The organism is Actinoplanes palleronii (assembly GCF_016862315.1).
Classification (GTDB): Bacteria; Actinomycetota; Actinomycetes; order Mycobacteriales; family Micromonosporaceae; genus Actinoplanes; species Actinoplanes palleronii.
The window spans coordinates 23,553-42,404 of the sequence record NZ_BOMS01000089.1 but is presented as its reverse complement, the minus strand read 5'-3'; the positions used below and the strand labels follow the sequence as shown (position 1 = coordinate 42,404).

Here is an 18,852-nt window from a genome sequence, read left to right as displayed (position 1 = left end):
GCTCCGGACGCGGGTGGCCTGCTGACCGGTGACGAGGCGGATTGGCAGGCGCCGACGCTGGGGTCGGTGGACGTGCCGGACGCGCCCGGTGGCGCGAACCCCGGTGGCAGTGGACTGGGCGGCCAGATGCCCGGCGGTCAGATGCCCGGTGGTGGTGCGCCCGGCGGTGGTGCCGGTGGCGTGAGCCTGCCGGATGCCCCGGACGCGGGTGGGCTGCTGACCGGCGACGACACCGACTGGTCGGGCGTCAAGCTCGGCGGGGTCGACGGGCCGGACGCGCCCGGCGGCGCCGACGCCGGCGGTGCGGGCCTGGGCACGACGCTGCCGCCGGGTGGCAACCCGCTCACGGCCGCGCCGCACCTGGTGCCGGTGGCGCCGATCGAACGGCCCGAGGCGGCGCAGCGCGTCGAACGCGACGACGCCGCGTGGCAGGGCGAGCCGGGCAGCGAGACGGATCCGTCCGCCCCGGTGACCGCGCTGCCCGAGGCCCCCGCGCCGGTCGAGGTTCCGATGCCGATGCAGGCCGTCGACGTGATGCGCTCCCCGGTCCCGGCGGTCGAGGCCCCGGGCAAGGACAAGCGCGACGACGACCTGCTGATCCTGCCGTTCCTGCCGGTCCGCGGTTCGTCCGACGAGGAGCCGCAGGAGAAGACCCCCGGCGAGACGCCGATCGCGGAGGAGCCGGAGCCGGCCACGGCCGAGAACCTCGGTTTGCTGCCGCCGCTGGCCGCCGTCACCGAGGAGATCGACGAGCGTACCGAGCCCGAGGCCCCGGACGCCGCCCAGCTGCTGACCGAGGCACCCGAGCGGTGGACGCCGCAGGCCGAGGCCGAGATCGAGGCGGATATGCTCCCGGCCGCCGAGGACCACGTACCGGTGGTCCGGCCGGACGAGTCCGGCGGGGACACCGCGGGCTGGGACGACGCCGGCGACTCGTGGTGGTTGCAGGACGAGCCGAACCGTACGCACGAGGAGAAACCAGCCGATGCCTGATCGGAACGAGGACGGGCTCGCCGCGCCGCGTCCGGTCTGGCGGCCCACCAAGCCGGCCGCGGACCAGGACCTGATCCCGACCGTCGGGTGTGGTGGCGAAGGACCGATCCTCAGCGTGGACGAACGCTGGGAAATGATGAACGCCCTGGCCCAGGAGATGGACGAGGCCAAGGAACGCGAGCAGGCCGAGGCCGAGGAGAAGGCCAAGGAGAAGGAGAGCCGGGCCCGCGGCGACGAGGAGGACGAGGCCCGCGTGGTCGAGCGCTTCCGCAACGACCGGTACGCCGTCAAGCTGCTGCAGCAGAGCGACGACGTCTGGGGCGGCGGCGCCGGCGACACCGGGGTGCTCGGATGAGCACGGTCACCGTCAAACGGCCGCCGCGCGCGACCGGCCCGGACGGCCCCGAGGGCGAGATCGACCTGCAGGAGCCGCCGCTGATGGCGGAGGAGGCCCCGCTCGACTTCCGGTCGTTCGCGATGATCGTGCCGATGGGCCTGGGCATGGGCGGCATGATGGCCATGTTCGGCCTCTACAGCAAAGCGCCGATCATGTACGTGATGGGCGGCGCGATGGCCGGCGGCATGCTGCTGATGGGCGTCATGCAGATCGGCAAGTCGGCCTCCGAACGCAAACGCAAGATGCGCGGCGAACGCCGGGACTTCCTGCGCTACATCGCCCAGCTGCGCAAACAGGCCCGCACCGCGGCCGCGCAGCAGCGCGAGTTCGTCCTGTGGAACAACCCGCAGCCGAGCTGGCTGTGGTCGATCGCGATGAGCAGCCGGCTGTGGGAACGGCGGGCCAGCCACGACGACTTCGGCCGGGTCCGGATCGGACTGGGCCGGCAGAACGCGCTGCTGAAGTTCATCCCGCCGACCACCAAGCCGATCGAGGACCTCGAACCACTCTCGTCGATCTCGCTGCGCCGCTTCTCCGAGGCGTACCGCACGGTCGGCGGCATCCCGGTCTCGGTGGGGCTGCGCAGCTTCACCAGCATCGAGCTGGAGGGCGAGGCCGAACCGGCGATCGACCTGGTCCGGGCGATGCTGGCGCAACTGGCCACGTTCCACGCCCCGGACGAGGTGCGCATCGCGGTGCTGGCCACCGAGGTGCACCGCCAGCCGTGGGAGTTCATCAAGTGGCTGCCGCACAACGCGCACCCCAGCGCGGTGGACGCGGCCGGCCCGGTCCGGTTGTTCGCGAGCAGCCACGACGACCTGATGGACCTGCTCGGCGCGGAGGTCGGTGACCGCGGCGACCACGACCGGACCGCCCGCCCGTCGACCGCCGAACCGTTCGTGGTGGTGCTGGCGCACCTGGCCGACATTCCGGACAGCTCCCGGCTGCTGGGCACCGGCATCCGCAACGTCGTGCTGATCGACCTGACCGGCACCATGCCCGGCGGGCCGAAGGTGCTGCGGCTGAGCGTGCAGGACGACAAGGTGACGTTCCCGGCCGGCGACGCGGTCGGTTCCGCGGTGCGCGACGTGCTCGACGGCACCCAGGCGCTGGCGCTGGCGCGCAGCATGGCGCCCAAACGCACCAGCGGCACCCTCGACGTGGTCGACGAGCCGCTGACCAACGACTTCGAGCTGACCTCGCTGCTGGGCATCCGCGACCTCAACGCGTACGACGTACAAGCGCTGTTCCGCACCCGCAATCCGCAACGTAACCGCCTGCAGGTGCCGATCGGGGTCACCGAGGACGGCGAGGTCATCGAGCTGGACCTCAAGGAGTCCGCGCAGGGCGGCATGGGACCGCACGGCCTGCTGATCGGCGCCACCGGCTCCGGCAAGAGCGAACTGCTGCGCACGCTGGTCTGCTCGCTCGCCGCCACCCACTCCTCGGAGATCCTCAACCTGGTCCTGGTCGACTTCAAGGGCGGCGCGACCTTCATGGGCATGGAGCGGCTGCCGCACACCTCGGCGGTGATCACCAACCTCGCCGACGAGCTGCCGCTGGTCGACCGGATGCAGGACGCCCTCAACGGTGAGATGACCCGGCGCCAGGAGCTGCTGCGCGCCAGCGGGTACGCCTCGCTGTTCGACTACGAGAAGGCCCGCTCGGCCGGCGCCCAGCTGGTGCCGTTCCCGGTGCTGCTGATCATCGTGGACGAGTTCAGTGAGCTGCTGTCGAGCAAGGCCGAGTTCATGGACCTGTTCGTGTCGATCGGCCGGCTGGGCCGCAGCCTCGGGGTGCACCTGCTGCTCGCCTCGCAGCGCCTCGACGAGGGCCGGATCAGCCGGGTCGAGGGCCACCTGTCGTACCGGGTGGCGTTGCGCACGTTCTCCTCGATGGAGTCGCGCGCGGTGATCGGCGTCGGCGCGGCCTACGAGCTGCCGTCCGAGCCCGGCAACGGCTACCTGAAGATCGACACGACGAACCTGGTGCGGTTCAAGTCCGCGTACGTCTCCGGCCCGTACACCGGCGCCGGTGGGCGGGTCGCGGTGGCCGGCGGGCCGGCCGGGTCCCGGGAGGTCGTCGAGTTCACCACCCGGCGCATCGCCGGCGGCTACGACCCGGCGCGCGAGCTGGCCGAGGCCGGCCCGGTGCTCGCCGAGGACTTCGCCACCCCGACCGGGCCGAGCATGGTCGAGGTGCTGCTGGACCGGCTGGCCGGGTCCGGCCCACCGGCCCGGCAGGTGTGGCTGCCGCCGCTGTCCGCCGCGCCCAGCATGGACTCGCTGCTGCCCAGCGTGGTGCCGGACCCGCGACGCGGGATGACCGTCGACGACCCGGCGATGCAGGGCAAGCTGCGGGTGCCGATCGGGATCGTGGACCGGCCCGCCGAGCAGATCCGCGAGCTGCTGACCGCCGACCTCGGTGGCGCCGACGGGCACGTCGGGATCGCCGGCGCCGCACAGAGCGGCAAGTCGACCCTGCTGCGCAGCCTGATGCTCGCGCTCGCGCTGACCAACACCCCGCGCGAGGTGCAGTTCTACGGGCTCGACTTCGGCGGCGGCGGGCTCGCCTCGATCGCCGGGCTGCCGCACGTCGGCTCGATCGCGACGCGACTCGAACGGGACCGGGTCGTTCGTACCATCGAAGAGATCTTGCAAATCATGGAGCGCCGCGAAGCGGAATTCGCCCAGCGCGGGCTCGACTCGATGGCCTCCTACCTGGCCGCCTGTGCGCGCGGTGAGATCAACGACCGGTTCGGTCACGTGTTCCTGGTGATCGACGGCTGGTACACGATGAAGCAGGACTTCCAGGAGCTCGACAGCAAGTTCCAGGAGATCGTCTCGCGGGGCCTGTCGTTCGGCGTGCACGTGATGGTCACCGCGACCCGCTGGTCGGAGATGCGCACCTGGCTGCGTGACCTGATGGGCACCCGGCTCGAACTGCGGCTGGCCGACTCGATGGAATCCGACGTCGGCGCCCGCAAGGCGGCCACCGTGCCCAACCAGTCCGGTCGCGGCCTGACCTCGACCGGCCTGCACTTCCTCGGTGGCCTGCCGCGGATGGACGGGCTGTCCGCGGTCGGTGACCTGGCCGAGGCGACCAAGGCGGTGGTCGAGGAGATCGGCACGTTCTGGCCCGGCCCGCTGGCCCCGCAGGTGCGGATGCTGCCGCCGAGCCTGCCGGCCGCGAGCCTGCCCGACCCGGAGCCGGAGTTCCGGGTCTGCCTGGGCCAGGACGAGCAGCGCATCGCCCCGGTCTGGCACGACTTCCTGGCCACCCCGCACCTGCTGGTCTTCGGCGACAACGAGACCGGCAAGACGAACATGCTGCGGCTGGTGCTCGCCGCCATCCAGCGCCGTTACACCCCCGAGCAGGCCAAGGTGGTGCTCGGTGACTCGCGGCGCGACCTGGACACCGCGATCGACGCGGCCTACCAGGTCGGTGCGGCGTTCACCGGCGACCGGCTCTACGAGCTGGCCGGGCAGACCTCGGTCTCGATGACCCGGCGGCTGCCCGGCGCGGACATCTCCTCGGAACGGATGCGCCGCCGCGACTGGTGGGAAGGCCCGGAACTGTTCGTCGTGGTCGACGACTACGACCTGATGACCAAGGGTGTCGGTGTCGGCTCGACCCTGGAACCGCTGCTCCCGCTGCTGGCGCAGGGCTCGTCGGTCGGGCTGCACGTGATCCTGGCGCGCAGCACGTCCGGCGCGATGCGGGCCATGATGGACCCGGTCGTGCGCCGGATGTGGGAGCTGGGCACCCCGGCCACGCTGTTCTCCTACCCCAAGGAGGAGGGCAAGTTCCTGGGCGAGGCCGCGCCGCGGCGGCTCCCGCCCGGACGCGCCCAGCTCGTCACCCGCCGTGGTGTGCGCCTGATGCAGACCGGTCACGTCAGCACCGGCACACACCGATGAGATCCGCTCCGTGGCGCTCCGCGCCGATGAAAGAGGTACCCCGATGACCGCGGCGATGAGCGGCGAGATCTGCCGGATCACCGTGACCGGACCCGACCGCCAGGTGGACCTGGCGGTCCCGGTCGGCATCCCGGTCGCCGACCTGCTGCCGCAGCTGTTGCAGCTGACCAGCAGCGGGCCCGGCTTCGAACGTGACCTGCCGGAGGGCCCCTGGGTGCTGCAGCGGCTCGGGGCGGTGCCGTTCGAGCTGTCCGGCACCCCGGAGAGCCTCGACTGGATCGAGGGCGAGCAGCTGTACCTGCGCCGCGCCGAGGACCCGCTGCCCGAACTGGACTTCGACGACCTCGCCGAGGGTGTCGCCACGATGGTCAACCGGCGCACCGACCGGTGGCAGGCCGAACACCGCCGGCCGTTGTTCCTGGTGCTCTCCGCGATCGTGATGCTGGTGGTGGCCCGGGCCGTGGTGGCACACGGCCCGCTGCTGCCGCAGATCGTCAGCGGCGCGGTGCTGTCGCTGGCGCTGCTGGCCGCCGCGCTGGTCAGCGCGCGCCGGCTGACCGACGGCAACTTCGCGCTGCTGTTCGGCTGCGGCGCGGTGTTCTTCGCCGCGATCGCCGCGTCCAGCGCCGTCGACGACAAGCTCGACGGGGTGGCCTGGACCGGCCCGGCGGTGCTCGCCGGCGCGGTGGCCGCCACCGCGGTCAGCGCGCTGCTGCTGGTCTTCCAGCGCACCGTCACCCCGCACATGCCGTTCGCGCCGATGCTGTTCGTCGGGCTGACCGCGTTGACCGTGGTGCTGACCATCCTGCTCGGCGACGCGGCCGGCGCGAGCGCGGCGACCACGTCGGCGGCGGCCAGCGCGGTGCTGTTCGCGGTGATCGTGCTGGCGCCCCGGTTCGCGGTCAAGCTGTCGCGCCTGCGCGGCCCGCAGCTGCCCAAGACCGGCGAGGACATGGCCTACGACATCGAGCCGGACGACTCGAGCCTGGTCAAGGAGCGCGCCGACAACGCCGAGACGTACCTGACCGTGGCGATCGTGGTGGCCGCGGTGCTGCTGCCGGTGCTGTTCCACTTCGTCAACCAGGTGTCCGGCTGGTCCGGCTGGACGCTGGTGCTGCTGGTGTCGAGTGCGGTGCTGCTGCGTTCACGGACGTTCTTCGGGCTCTGGCAGCGTCTCGCCCTGGTCGCCGCGGGTGTGGCCGGCTACGTCCTGGTGCTGCTGCGGCTGGCCGACAGCATGCCCTCGGGCGGGCGGTTCACGCTGATCGGTGTGCTGCTCGTGCTGCTGATCCCGCTGGTGCTCGCCGCCCTGCGACCGTGGCCGCAGCGGATGCTGCCGTTCTGGGAGTACTCGGCGACCTTCTTCGACGTGGCCTCCGGCGTCGCGATCCTGCCGATCCTGGCGCAGACGCTCGGGCTCTACGCCTGGGCCCGCGGACTGTTCGGGTAGGCGGGCGTGCAGACCCAACGCGACCACGTGCACGCCCATCAGTTCATGATGGGCCGGCTCGGTTCGGCCCTGGTGCAGGGCGACCCGACCAGCGCCGAGATCCCCGGTCACCGGGCGATGACCGGGCTGCTGTTCGGCATCCTGGTGGCGGCGCTCGGCATCGGCGGTGTCGCCGTCTACGGCTGGATCGTGCCCGGCGGCTCCACCGCGTACAGCAAACCCGGCAACCTCGTGGTGGAGAAGGAGACCGGCAACCGCTACGTCTACCTCGACGGTGCGCTGCGGCCGGTGGCGAACGTGACCACCGCGTCGCTGCTGCTCGGCAAGGCCATGACGGTCAAGCTGATCTCCCGTAACTCGATCAAGGAGGTGCCCCGCGGCGCCGAGCTCGGCGACTCCGGCTGGCCGCAGTCGGTGTCCGGCGGCACCCGGGTGGCCGGGCCGTGGCTGGTCTGCCTGCCCGGTTCGCTGGTCGAGAAGCCGGACCCGGCCGCGCTCGGGGTCAACCTGGACCCGCAGGCACCGGTCGCGGTTCTGCCGCAGGACCGGTTCAGCGTGGTCCGCAGCCCGACCGGCGTCGAATACCTGATCATTCGTGGTCACAAGTTCCGGGTCGAGGCCGACTCGGTGCTGGTCGCGCTCGGCGCCAGCAACGTGCGGCCGATGCTCGCCCCGCAGACCTGGCTGGACTGGCTGCCCGACGGTGTGGCGCTCGGCCCGGCGAAGGTGCCCGGCGCCGGCACGTTCGGCCCGAAGGTCGGCGGCCAGCACCGCCGGGTCGGCACGCTGTTCCGCCAGCGGCCGGCCGGCGGCGAGGAGCAGCTGTTCGTGCTGCGCAAGGACGGCCTCGCCCCGATCAGCGCGACCGAGTTCCTGCTCGGCGCGGCCGCCGCGGCCACCCCGCCGATCGAGCTGGACGCCGCCGCCGTGGTCGGCGCGGCCCGCTCGAGCGACCGCACCCTGCTGGACCGGCTGCCCGACCTGACCGCGATGCGCCCGCAGGACCGCGGTTCGACGGCGCTGTGCCAGCGGCAGCGGCCCAGCGGCGAGGACACCTTCGAGACCCAGATCGTGTTCACCGCCGCCGGCACCTCCGGGGTGGACGCCACCGGCCGGGCCGGAGTGCTCGCGGCACCCGGCACCGGCATGGCCGTCGTCGCCGTGCCGCACCCACAGAACCAGCGTGACCAGGTCGTCTACCTCTCCGAGTCGGGCACCGCCTACCCGGTGGCCGACACGGACAGCCAGAGCGCTCTCGGCCTCGACGGCACCCCGGTGCCGTTCCCGCAAAGCCTGCTGGCGGCCCTGCCGCACGGCCCGGCCCTGAGTCGCGGGGCGATCTACAGCCCCGCAGGAGGTTGATCGACATGGCGAACGGGATTCGTGGCCTGCTTCGTGGCAAAGGTGACGAGCCCGGCCGGGTCGAGCAGCACATCGTCGGCAACGCCACGGTGCTGCACGGCTCCGACCGGATCAGCGCGGAGGCGCAGACCCTGGCGATGGCCGTGGTGGCCGACGCCGACAACGACATCGTTGTGCTCGACCTCGGCGCCGGGATGCCGATCAACTCCTGGGAGGCGATGGCCCGGGTGCTGCCGCGCCGCCGGCGCGGCATCCGGCTGGTCGCCTGCGGGCGTTCCACCACCGCCGCGGCGATGGCCGGGCAGTGGTTGTCGGAGCGACTGAACCGGACGGTCATCGCGCCCGACGGTGAACTGATCCGCGGCTCGGCCGGCACCCTGTTCGTGCACTCCCAGCCGGGCAGCGGCTGGGTGCGGTTCCGCCCCGGCAAGACACCGACCTGGGAGTCCAAGCGCTACCCGGCGCCGTTGTGGGACCTCGCGGCGGTCGACAGCCGCGCGTCCAGCGCGATCGGCGAGATCGAACCGCTGCCCGGCGGCGTCTGGATCCACGACACCCGCGACACCGCCACGGTGGCCACCCACCGCCAGCACCTGATCACCGGCGTGCCCTGCCAGCCGGATGTGATGACCGTGCTGCTCGGCTGCCCCGGCACCCCGCCGCTGTCGCTCGACGACGTGGTGCGGTTCTGGCGCGGCCTCGACGAGGACGCCCGCGCCCGGACCCGCTTCGTGCAGTACGGCGACGTGCGGCTGCCCGAGGGCGAGGCGCTGGGCCAGGCGCTCGCCGACCTGCTCGCCGCGAACGTGATCTGCTACACCGGTGTCCCGGTCGGCACCCCGGACAAGTACGACCTGCGCACGGTCCTGCCGGACGGGACGCTCGGCTGGCCGCCGTTCGCCCGCGAACTCGGCTACGTGCCGCGCGTGCACAAGAACTCGCGGCCGCGCCGCCCGGTCGTGCTCAGCCACCGGGCGCCGCTGCGCTGGACCGACGAGATCGCGCCCCGGGTGTTCTGGTACGCCCCGGACGCGGTCGTCGAGGTGGTCGAGGCCGGGCTGTGGATCCGCGGGGTGGAGGAGCCGGGCAACGCCGAACGGGTCCGGGCCACCGCGCTCGACCCGCAGCAGAGCACGCTGATCTTCGACGACTCGGTGCCGGCGCAGACCGGCCGGATGCGCGAACTCGCCGCGGATCTGGCGGCCCGGCTCGACGACATGACCGCACCTGGGGCGCTGGTGCCGGCGTCGGTGCTGGTGCCGGAGATGACCCGCGGCGGGCGGGCGACCGCCGCCGCGGACGTGGACGCGATCACGTCGCGGGCCCCGGTGGACGTGACGGTGCCGACGGTGGTGGAGTTGCCGGTTCCGGCGGCGGAGCCGCAGTCGTACCGGGCGCCGATGCCGGCCTTCGACGAGTCGCAGGCGTTCAGTGTGAGCGTGCCGTTGCCGGCGCCGGCGCCGTCGCCGGTGTTCGACGAGTCGCAGGCGTTCAGCGGGCCGTTGCCGGTGTTCGACGACTCGCAGGCGTTCAGCATGCCGCTGCCGTTGCCGGTGGTCGAGGAGCCGTCGGTGCTGGCTGTTGCCGAGCAGTCGTCCGCTCTGTTGCGGCCGCCGGTCGCTTATGAGCCGCCGCCGGTTGTCGAAGAGCCGGCCGCTTTTGAACAGCCGCCGGTTGTCGAGGAACCGGCGCCGGTTGTCGAGGAACCGGCCGCCTTTGAACCGGCGCCCGTCGTCGAGGAGCCGCTGGCGCCGGTCGCACTGATCGCTCCCGACGAGCCGGTCGAGCTGCCGGCCGCGCCGGTCGACTTCCCCGCCGCCCCGGTCGCTCCGGCGGCGCCCACCACGGTGGACATCGCGCCACCGCCCCCACCGGTCGAGCCACCACCCGCGGTCGAGCCGCCGCCCCCGTTCGACCCGGGCATGGTCGCGCCCCCGATCGAGGTGCCGCTCTCGGCCGTCGTCGAGGTGGGCGTTCCCGCCGTCCAGCCCGCGCCCGCCGCCTCAGCCCCGGCCCCGGTCGACCTCCCCGGCCCGGTCGAGATCGAGACCCCGCCCGTCGTCGCCGCTCCGGTCGAACCCGCCGCTCCGGTCGCGCCCGCCGCCCCGGCCGGCCCCCGGGTCCGGCAGCAGCCGGTGCCCGACCCGGCCACCAGCGCCCTGCTGCCCAACCGCCCCCTCGACGAGGAGCGCGTCTGGGTCCGGCGCACCCTGAGCCGCGACTTCGACACGATGGCCAGCTCGGTCGCCCGGATCATGTCGGAGCACCCGGGTCTGCAGAGCGCCGGCCACGGCACCGACGACGTGCTCGTCGACTCGGTCGCGGTCCGGCTGTTCCTGTCCGCCCGCGGCCCGGGTGTGGACGCCGGGCTGCGCGCCGGGCGCAACGGCCCGCACGTGCCGCTGGCCCGCTGCGCGGTCTCCGGGTTGTCGCGGCTGCCGTCGTTCCGCGGCACCACGATCTTCCGGATGTCGCCGCTGGCCGAGGAGTGGGAGCTCTACCGGCAGCGCCGGCTCTTCTCCGACTGGGGGTTCGTCACCGCGATGACCCAGCCGGACGAGGTGCAGGACGGCGACACCGACGTGCTGCTCTGGTCGATGACCGGGCGGCGCACCGCGCTGCTCGAGCCGCAGGACGACGAACGGATCGACGACCGGGTGGTGTTCCTGCCCGGCACCAGCTTCAAGGTCCTCGAGTTGCGCGAGCCGTCGGACGACGGGCGCGGCTCGATCCTGATGCGCGAGATCGGCAGCAACGAGATCGACGACGAGGGCCGGGTCGACCCGGACCGGGTCTCGCTCGACGAGCTGGCCGTCACGTCGTTGCATCGCAGCCTGGAACGATGGGCCGGCGCACCGGCCAAGCGACGGATCGGTTCGGCCGCGCGGGCACGCTTCGACGTGCTCCCGGGCCTGGAACGGCAGGAGGTGACCCGGTGATGAGCCGACAGGTTCTGGTGGTGGGCTCGCGCCAGCCCGGCGCGTACCCGACGATCGGTGCGGCGCTGGCCCGGGCCGAAGCCGGTGCGACGATCAGCGTGCACCCGGGCCGGTACACCGAGAAGCTGGTGCTCGGCAACCGGGTGACGATCAGCGCCGAGGACGGCGGCCCGGTCGAGGTGCACGTCGAGCAGGGCAGTGTGCTGGTCGTGCACGGCGAGGGCGCCCAGCTGCGCGGGCTCACCCTGTCCAGCGGCGACCCGAAACTCGCCGCCGTCGACGTCTACGCCGGCGAGGTCGCCCTGGACGGCTGCACGATCGCCGGCAGTTCCTGGGTCACCGTGCTGGCCCGGCTGCAGGGGTCGCTCGCGATGCGCCGCTGCGAGGTGTCCAGCAGCGCCGGCGCCGGGATCGTGATGATGTCCTCGGGCACCGGCACCGTCGAGGACACCACGATCAAGGACGTGACCACCTCGGGCATCGTGGTCGGTGAGACCGCCACGCTCACCCTGCGCCGCTGCACCGTGCGCGACACCCCGGCCAACAGCATCTGCGCCAACGGCGACAGCCGTCTGGTGATGGACCAGTGCGAGATCGTCGGCGCGCGCAAGCCCGCCCTGGTGGTGGAGCAGAAGGCGCACGCCCGGATCACCGGGCTGACCGTGCGCGACAGCGCGAACGTCGACGTGTTCCTGCGCGGTGAGATCGACGTGACGGTCACCGACTCCACGTTCAGCGGTGCGGCACTGCAGGCGGTCCACATCACGGACAATGCCCGACCCCATTTCGTACGCTGTACCTTCACCGGGATCGGGCACACCGCCGTACACCTGACGGGTGCGGCGAAGCCGGAATTCACCGACACGACGGTGACCGGAACCCCGATAGCGGTCCTGACCGAGGCGAAGGCCTCGCCGACGTTCAGCGGTCTGACCGTGCGCGGCACCCGGGACAACGTGGCGGTGTTCGGCGGCGGCGGGACCGTGACGCTGCACCGGCTGCGCGCCGAGGTGGAGACCGGCGCCGGTGTCGTGGTGCGCGACGAGACCGTCCTGGAGGGCTCGGATCTGGCCGTCGACGGCGGGGTCGCGCTCGAGTTCAGCGGCCAGGCCCGCGGCACCGTGCGCGACGCCCGGTTCGACGGCAGCGCGCCGGCCACGGTCACCGTCGGCACCGGCTCGTCGCTGACGCTCAGCTCGATGGTGGCCCGCGGCTGCGGCGTGCGCGTCGACGGCGGTCAGCTGCAGCTCAAGGACAGCGAGATCACCGGCGCGCCCGGCGACGGTCTGCTGGTCACCGGCGGCGGCCAGGTGACCGCCACCCAGGTCCGGGTGCGTGACGCCAAGGGCAACGGGATCGCCCTGGCCGACGGCGCCCGGGGCCGGGTCGTCGACTGCGAGATCCTCGGCAGCGGCGCGGCCGGGATCAGCGCCGAGAACACCGAGCCGGTCACCGTGACCCGCTGCGTCGTGCAGGACAGCACCGGCGAGGACATCCACCGGGGCGCCGGCGCGCAGCTGAGCCTGGACTCGGTGACCACCGGCCGGCGTGCCCAGGGATCCGGTGGCCCGGCCGCCGGGCGTGCCGGGTCCGCGCCGGGCCCGGCCTCCGGCGACGGCGAGTCCGGCCCGGCCGGCAAGGACGAGCCGGAGGGCGAACTCGCCGGCCCGCTGCGCGAACTCAACGCGCTGATCGGCCTGCGCGGGGTGAAGAAAGAGGTCACCGCCCTGATCAACCTGATCAGGATGTCGCAGGTGCGGCTGCAGATGGGCCTGCCGATGCCGCCGATGAGCCGGCACCTGGTCTTCGCCGGCCCGCCCGGTACCGGTAAGACCACGGTCGCCCGGCTCTACGGCTCGGTCCTGGCCGAACTGGGCATCCTGTCCAAGGGCCACATGGTCGAGGCGGCCCGCGCCGACCTGGTCGGGCAGTACATCGGCTCGACTGCGATCAAGACCACCGAGCTGGTCACCAAGGCGCTCGGCGGGGTGCTGTTCATCGACGAGGCGTACACGTTGTCGGCCGGCTCCGGCGGCTCCGGGCCGGACTTCGGCCAGGAAGCCATCGACGCGCTGATGAAGATGATGGAGGACCACCGCGACGAGCTTGTGGTGATCGTCGCCGGGTACTCCGAGCTGATGGAGAAGTTCCTCGAGTCCAACCCCGGTCTGGCCTCCCGGTTCACCCGCACCATCGAGTTCCCGAACTACTCGGTCGAGGAACTCGTCACGATCACCTCGAACCTGGTCGCCAAGCACTACTACGAGCTCACCGACGACGCGGTCGACGGGCTGACCGCGTACTTCGAGCGGGTACCGAAGAACGCCACCTTCGGCAACGGCCGTGTCGCCCGTAAACTGTTCGAAGCCATGATCAACAACCAGGCCTCCCGGCTGGCGACCAGCCCGGTCGTCAAGGACACCGAGATGAACCGGCTCACCGGCGAGGACGTCGCGCCGGAGTTCGCGCTGCTCGACGACCTGCCGGTGGAGCAGAACAGCAGCCCGGACAGCGCCACCGACCCGGCCGGCGCGATCAAGGCGACCCGCTCGTGGAAACGCGTCTGCGCCCTGGTCGGTTCGACCTCGGTGCGCGAGGCGCTCGGCTCGGGCCTGCTGCAGCTGTGTGACCTGCGCAACCGCCGCCGCGCGTACGGAAAGAACGCCAACGTGATCCTCGGCGGCGTGCCCGGCAGCGGCCGCAGCGAGGTCGCCCGGCTGTACGCGGCCGCGCTCAGCGAACTCGACCTGGTCCGCGTCGGCCAGGTGGTCCGGGTCTCCACCGCGGGCGCGCTGGCCCCGCAGTGGCCGGGCCAGATCCCGAGCCTGGTCCGCGCCGCGATCGAGGACGCCGCCGGCGGGGTGCTGCTGATCGACCACACGCCCGGCGAGGGTGCCGACGAGGCCGTTGAGGCCCTGGTGGAGCAGCTGCGGGCGGCGGCCGGTGACCCGGTCGTGGTGCTGATCGGGGAGATCGCCGCGCTGGCCGCGCTGCGCCAGCGGATCCCCGGGCTCGACGAGGTGTTCGGCAGGCAGTGGTCGATGCCGGCGTTCTCCGAGGCCGAGCTCGGTGACATCGTCGTGCGGCACCTGGTGCGCCGCGGCCACGAGGTGCCCCCGGACGTGCAGGCCGCGATCGCCGGGCTGGCCGGCCGGCTGCCGCGCCCGACGGTCCGCGCCGCGCACGAGTTCTCCTCGCTGCTGAGCCGCACCGCCGCCTCGCGGACCCTGGCCGTCGCCGACCTGAACGTCCCGATGGCGGGGACAGCCGCCGCCACCCGTCAGGCCGAGGGCCTGGCGGCCGTCAGCTGAGAGGAACCGTCATGGCCCCCGATATGCAGGAGTTCTTCGACAACGCGCGGGCGTTGGAGCAGCGCATGCGCGACGCCGAGATCTCGCTGCGGCAGGCCGTGGTGACCGGTCGCTCCACCGACGGCACGGTCGCGGTGCTCGCCAGCGGCCTCGGCAAGCTCACCTCGGTGCAGGTCGACCCGGCCGTGTTCGACCACCGTGACCCGGACCGGCTGGCCACCGCGATCACCGAGGCGGTCCGGGCCGCCGCGGCCACCGCCTCGCGCCTGGCCGAGCAGCGGATGGGCCCGGTCGAGATCAACCTGCACTGACCGTCCACCGTCGCCCGACCATCTCGTTCTCGACCAGCGGAGCTCCTCAGTGCGTACGGCCTTCCATCCCGCGACGGTGACCCGCAACGTCGTCGGCAACGCTGTCGTGCTGCACGCCCGCGACGAGATCAGCCCCGAGGCGCAGACGTTGGCCCTCGAGGTACGTCCCGACCCGCAGCACGACATCGTGGTGTTCGACCTGCACACCGGCCTGCCCGCCGGGTTCTGGGAAGCGGTCGCCGCGACCCTGCACGGCACCCGCCGCGACCTGCGCCTGATCTTCCTCGGCGCCGGGCGGGAGACGTCGCTGCTGGCCGGGCAGTTCCTCGCCGACCGGCTCGGCCGCGCCGTGCTGTCCCCGGACGGCGCGGTCACCCTCAGCGAGTCCGGGATGCTCTTCGCGCACGGCGGGGAGGGGTCCGGCTGGATCCGCTACCGCCGCGGCCGCCCGCCGGAGTGGACCGGCAAACGCCACCCGGCACCGGCCTGGGACGCGCAGGTCGCGGAGTCGCTGCCGACCAGCGCCGCCGGGGTCGCCGAACCGCTGCCCGGCGGGGTGTGGCTGCACCACACCGGCGCCGAGGCCGCCGCGTACGCCGCATGGCTCACCACGTCGATGGCCTGCGATCCCGACCAGGTCACCGTGGTGATCGGCAGCCCGGGTGCGCCGGCGCTCGCGCTCGACGACGTGGCCCGGTTCTGGCGGCTGCTCGGTGACCAGGCGCGCAGCCGGGCCCGGTTCGTGCAGTACGGCGACGTGCGCCTGGGCGAGGGGGTCAGCTTCGGCCAGGCCCTGGCCGACCTGCTCGGCGCGCCGGTAGTGTGCCTGACCGGCGTGCCCACCGGCGGCCCGGACGAGGCGCTGATGCACACCACCGCGACCGACGGGCAACCCGGCTGGCAGACGTTCGCCCGCGAGGTGCGCTTCTCCCCGCAGGCCAGCGCGCCGCCGCAGATCGTCGCGCATCGCGCCACCGCCGAGCTGGGCGACCCGCTCGGGGCGCTGCAGTTCCAGTACGCCGGCGACGCGGTCGTCGAGATCGTCGAGTCCGGGCTGTGGATCCGTGGCAACGACCTGCCCGGGCACGCGGCCGCGGTCCGGTCCCGGGCACTGAATCCGGACCGGTTCGAGGTGCTCGTCGACGACGCCGACCCGGCCCAGGTGGCCCGGCTGCGGCAGCTGGCCGAGGACCTGGTGTCGCGGCTGGACGCGCCGACCCAGCAGCGCGCCGGGTTCCTGACCGCGTCCAGCGGCGCGCCGGTCGGCGAGTTCGTGGCCGCGGTCACCGCGCCGATGGCCGAACCGGTGGCGTTCGCCGCGATCGAGAGCCCGGCCTTCGACCTCGCGCCGCTGCGCCCCGCGGTGGTGGCCCCGGCGGTCGTCGCGGCCCCGGCCCCGGTTGTGGCGCCGGCCCCGGCGGCGCCGGTGTCCGCGCTGGCCGAGCCGACCATGCAGCTGCCGATCGTGGCGCCGGCCCCGGTGATCGAGCAGATCACCGAGCAGGTGCGGGTGCTGCCGCCGGTCGCGCGTCCGGCCGTGGCCGCGGCCGCACCGGCGCCGGTGGTCCCGAACGGCTTCTTCCAGGCCACCCCGGATCCGGCGGCGCGGGCGGTGGCCGGCACCGAGGCGGTCGCCGCCGACCGGGTGTGGCTGGGCGAGACCTTCGCCTCGCGGTACCGCAGCGCGCGCACCGAGGTCGAACAGGTGCTCGCCCGCTACTCCGGGTTCCAGGCCGAGGACGGCCTGATCACCGACCTGGCCGCGGTGCGGATGTACCTGACCGGGTTCGGCATCGGGGTCAGCCAGACCCTGCACGGCGGCGCGATCGGCCCGCACCTGCCGTTCGCCCGCTGCGTGGCCGGCGGCCTGACCAAGATGCCCGAGCATCACGGCCCGGCCATGCTCAGCGCCGACCTCAACGCCACCGAGCTGGAGTGGATCACGACGCGGCCGGTGCTCACCGACTGGGGTTTCACCGAGGCGCTGACCGTACCGGCCGTGCTGCCCGGAACGGTCGACGTGCTGATCTGGGCGGCCGGCGCCGCGGCCACCGAGCCGCTGGAGCCGGTCGACGAGCACCACGCCGACCACCGGGTGATCTTCCCGCCCGGCAGCCGGTTCGAGGTGCTCACGACGATGCCGCAGGCCGCGGAGACCCGGGGCCGGCTCCTGCTGCGCCACCTGCCGCCCGGCGCCGACCCGGACCCGCTCGGCAGCGACGTGATCATCGCCGAGCTGCAGCGCGCCGCCGATCGCTGGCTGACCGGCACGGCCCGCGCCACGGTGGGCGCGGCGGCGGTGCGCCGCTTCGCCCAGGTCCCCGGCCTGACGGCAGAACCCGGATCCGGCCTGCGGCCCCGGGTCAGCTGACCCTCGTCACCCGAGTTTGAGCAGCAGGGTGGCGAGCTCGCCCGGCATCGTGATCATGCAATCGTGGTCAGTGGGTAGTTCCCAGACCTGACCAGTAGAGCATCCGCACCACCTGTTCCCCCGCGCTTCAGCGGTCCGCCCCAGGCTCGAACTGAGTCCTTGAGGCGGGCGATCCAAGGGTGTTCAGCCCGACCTTTCTCTAATTCCCGGCGGTAGTGTCGGTCAATGGATGAGGGGTTGGCGGAGCTCGCTGGTCTGCTGCGTGAGCGCGATGAGATCGAGCAGCGGATCGCCGGGATCACCCGCCGGTCCGCCCGGCAGGGTGACGTGGGCGAGTTCATCGCCGCCGCCGTGTTCGACATCAGGCTCGCGGCGACTGCGATTCAGGCCGGTCATGACGGCTGGTTCCGTTCCGGGCCGCTCAAGGACCGGACAGTCAACATCAAGGCGTACGGCAGTGCCGCCGCCGGGATCGACATCAGTCCACATCCGTGCGAGTACTACCTCGTCCTGAGTGGGCCCGCGAAGCCGTCCGGCGCTGTGCACCACCACCGCTGGTGGATCTCGGCGGTGTACCTGTTCGATGCGCCAGCGTTGCTCGCCGGGTTCGCGGCTCGGGGTGTCAAGGTCGGTGTCGCCACCAGCGTGCGGGCAGCGGATCTGACCGCCGCCCAGCTCTACCCGACCCCGGGGCCGAACGCCCTGCTGCCCTTGACGCCGGAGCAGCGGTCGATGCTGGCGCTTTTCGCCTGATCCCGCCACGACGTGCTCGTCCGCGCAGTACGGTCGCTGCTGTGACTCGGACCTCGCCGGTGCCGCCCTTGGATCTCCCGGCGCTGTTCCCCGGCCTCAGCGCGTTCGCGAAGACGGCGACGCGACTGCACCCGAGGCGGGGCGAGCCGGACCGCTCGGACAGCCACGTCGGCGGTCTTTTGCTCTGGCCCGCTGAGGAGCCGTGGCCGACCTGTGAAGAACTGCATGTCGTGGCGACCGAGACGCCGGTGCCGCCGGTGCCGCCGCTGTCGACGCCGAGTCCCGAGTTGATGGCGGGCTTGGCGACGATGGTGCCCGGGTTCGCGGGCTACACGACGACGGACGCGGGTTCTTTCCTGCGAGGAAGCACGGTGCAGGTGCAGCCGGGGCCACTGGTGCCGGTGGCGCAGCTGCGCGCCGGTGACATCCCGGATGTGCGGTGCCCGCCCGGCACCGACATGCTGCAGGTGCTGTGGTGTCCCAACACGCACGGCGAGCACTCGGGTCCCGCGATCGAGGTGCGATGGCGCCAGGAGCGCAGCGTCGTCAACGTGTTGCCTGCCGCACCACCGGTCACGGCGAGTGAAGAGCATTACCTGCCACGCCGTTGTGTGGTGCACCCCGAGCAGGTGGTGGAGTTCCCCGATGACGAGGAGCTGCCCGATGACCTCGGAGAGCGTGTCCGGGCCTTCGAGGACAGCCGGCAGTACGGGGAGGAGTCGTATTCCTCGGTGTCGCGGGCGCCAGGGTGGAAAGTCGGCGGCTACCCGAGCTGGGGAGTCACCGGCCTCATCCCGATGCTCTGCGACGGCTGCCACTCACCGATGGATCTGCTGCTGACGATCAGTTCCAGCGAGCATCGCGGCGCGGCCTGGTTTCCGGTCGAGGACGCACACGTGCCGGAGTCGTGGGGCGATCCGGCATGGACGGTGCTCACCAAGCCCACCGGCGTGACCGCCGGCAACGAGGACGGTCTGCGCATCTTCGTGTGCACGGCCTGTCCCGAATGGCCGATCCGCGTTCGCTGAAGGATCGCTGCACCCTG

10 protein-coding genes and 1 pseudogene are annotated in these 18,852 nt (G+C 72.7%); all 11 read left to right on the top strand.

The window, feature by feature from the left end; translation table 11 throughout:
• Positions 1-993, top strand: a pseudogene (locus Apa02nite_RS28460) (hypothetical protein); the annotation flags it as partial.
• On the top strand, positions 986-1,348 hold the full coding sequence (locus tag Apa02nite_RS28455) for a hypothetical protein (RefSeq protein ID WP_203827737.1): 363 nt from the start codon (positions 986-988) through the stop codon (positions 1,346-1,348). The pseudogene Apa02nite_RS28460 and the gene Apa02nite_RS28455, both read left to right, overlap by 8 nt.
• Positions 1,345-5,310 (top strand): type VII secretion protein EccCa, encoded by a 3,966-nt coding sequence (gene eccCa, locus Apa02nite_RS28450; protein WP_203827736.1) that lies wholly within the window; start codon positions 1,345-1,347, stop codon positions 5,308-5,310. The genes Apa02nite_RS28455 and eccCa overlap by 4 nt, the downstream gene beginning before the upstream one ends.
• Before the next feature lie 43 nt (positions 5,311-5,353).
• Positions 5,354-6,760, top strand: coding sequence for a type VII secretion integral membrane protein EccD (eccD, locus tag Apa02nite_RS28445; protein ID WP_203827735.1), 1,407 nt, complete (start codon positions 5,354-5,356; stop codon positions 6,758-6,760).
• Positions 6,761-6,766: 6 nt separating this feature from the next.
• The gene (gene eccB / locus Apa02nite_RS28440; RefSeq protein ID WP_203827734.1) at positions 6,767-8,122 is read left to right on the top strand and encodes a type VII secretion protein EccB; all 1,356 of its coding nucleotides are present in this window, start codon (positions 6,767-6,769) and stop codon (positions 8,120-8,122) included.
• A gap of 5 nt (positions 8,123-8,127) precedes the next feature.
• Positions 8,128-11,061, top strand: coding sequence for a hypothetical protein (locus Apa02nite_RS28435; RefSeq protein WP_203827733.1), 2,934 nt, complete (start codon positions 8,128-8,130; stop codon positions 11,059-11,061).
• Positions 11,061-14,372, top strand: coding sequence for a right-handed parallel beta-helix repeat-containing protein (locus tag Apa02nite_RS28430; RefSeq protein ID WP_203827732.1), 3,312 nt, complete (start codon positions 11,061-11,063; stop codon positions 14,370-14,372). The genes Apa02nite_RS28435 and Apa02nite_RS28430 overlap by 1 nt, the downstream gene beginning before the upstream one ends.
• Positions 14,373-14,383: 11 nt before the next feature.
• Positions 14,384-14,683 (top strand): YbaB/EbfC family nucleoid-associated protein, encoded by a 300-nt coding sequence (locus tag Apa02nite_RS28425; protein WP_067707134.1) that lies wholly within the window; start codon positions 14,384-14,386, stop codon positions 14,681-14,683.
• A gap of 49 nt (positions 14,684-14,732) precedes the next feature.
• A complete protein-coding gene (locus Apa02nite_RS28420; RefSeq protein ID WP_203827731.1) occupies positions 14,733-17,054 on the top strand; it encodes a hypothetical protein in 2,322 nt (773 codons plus the stop codon).
• Positions 17,055-17,279: 225 nt separating this feature from the next.
• Positions 17,280-17,807 carry a hypothetical protein gene (locus Apa02nite_RS28415; protein WP_203827730.1) on the top strand — a complete coding sequence of 176 codons (528 nt, stop codon included), beginning with the start codon at positions 17,280-17,282 and terminating at the stop codon, positions 17,805-17,807.
• 68 nt (positions 17,808-17,875) lie between these two features.
• Positions 17,876-18,835 carry a DUF1963 domain-containing protein gene (locus tag Apa02nite_RS28410; RefSeq protein ID WP_203827729.1) on the top strand — a complete coding sequence of 320 codons (960 nt, stop codon included), beginning with the start codon at positions 17,876-17,878 and terminating at the stop codon, positions 18,833-18,835.
• Positions 18,836-18,852 lie beyond the last annotated feature (17 nt).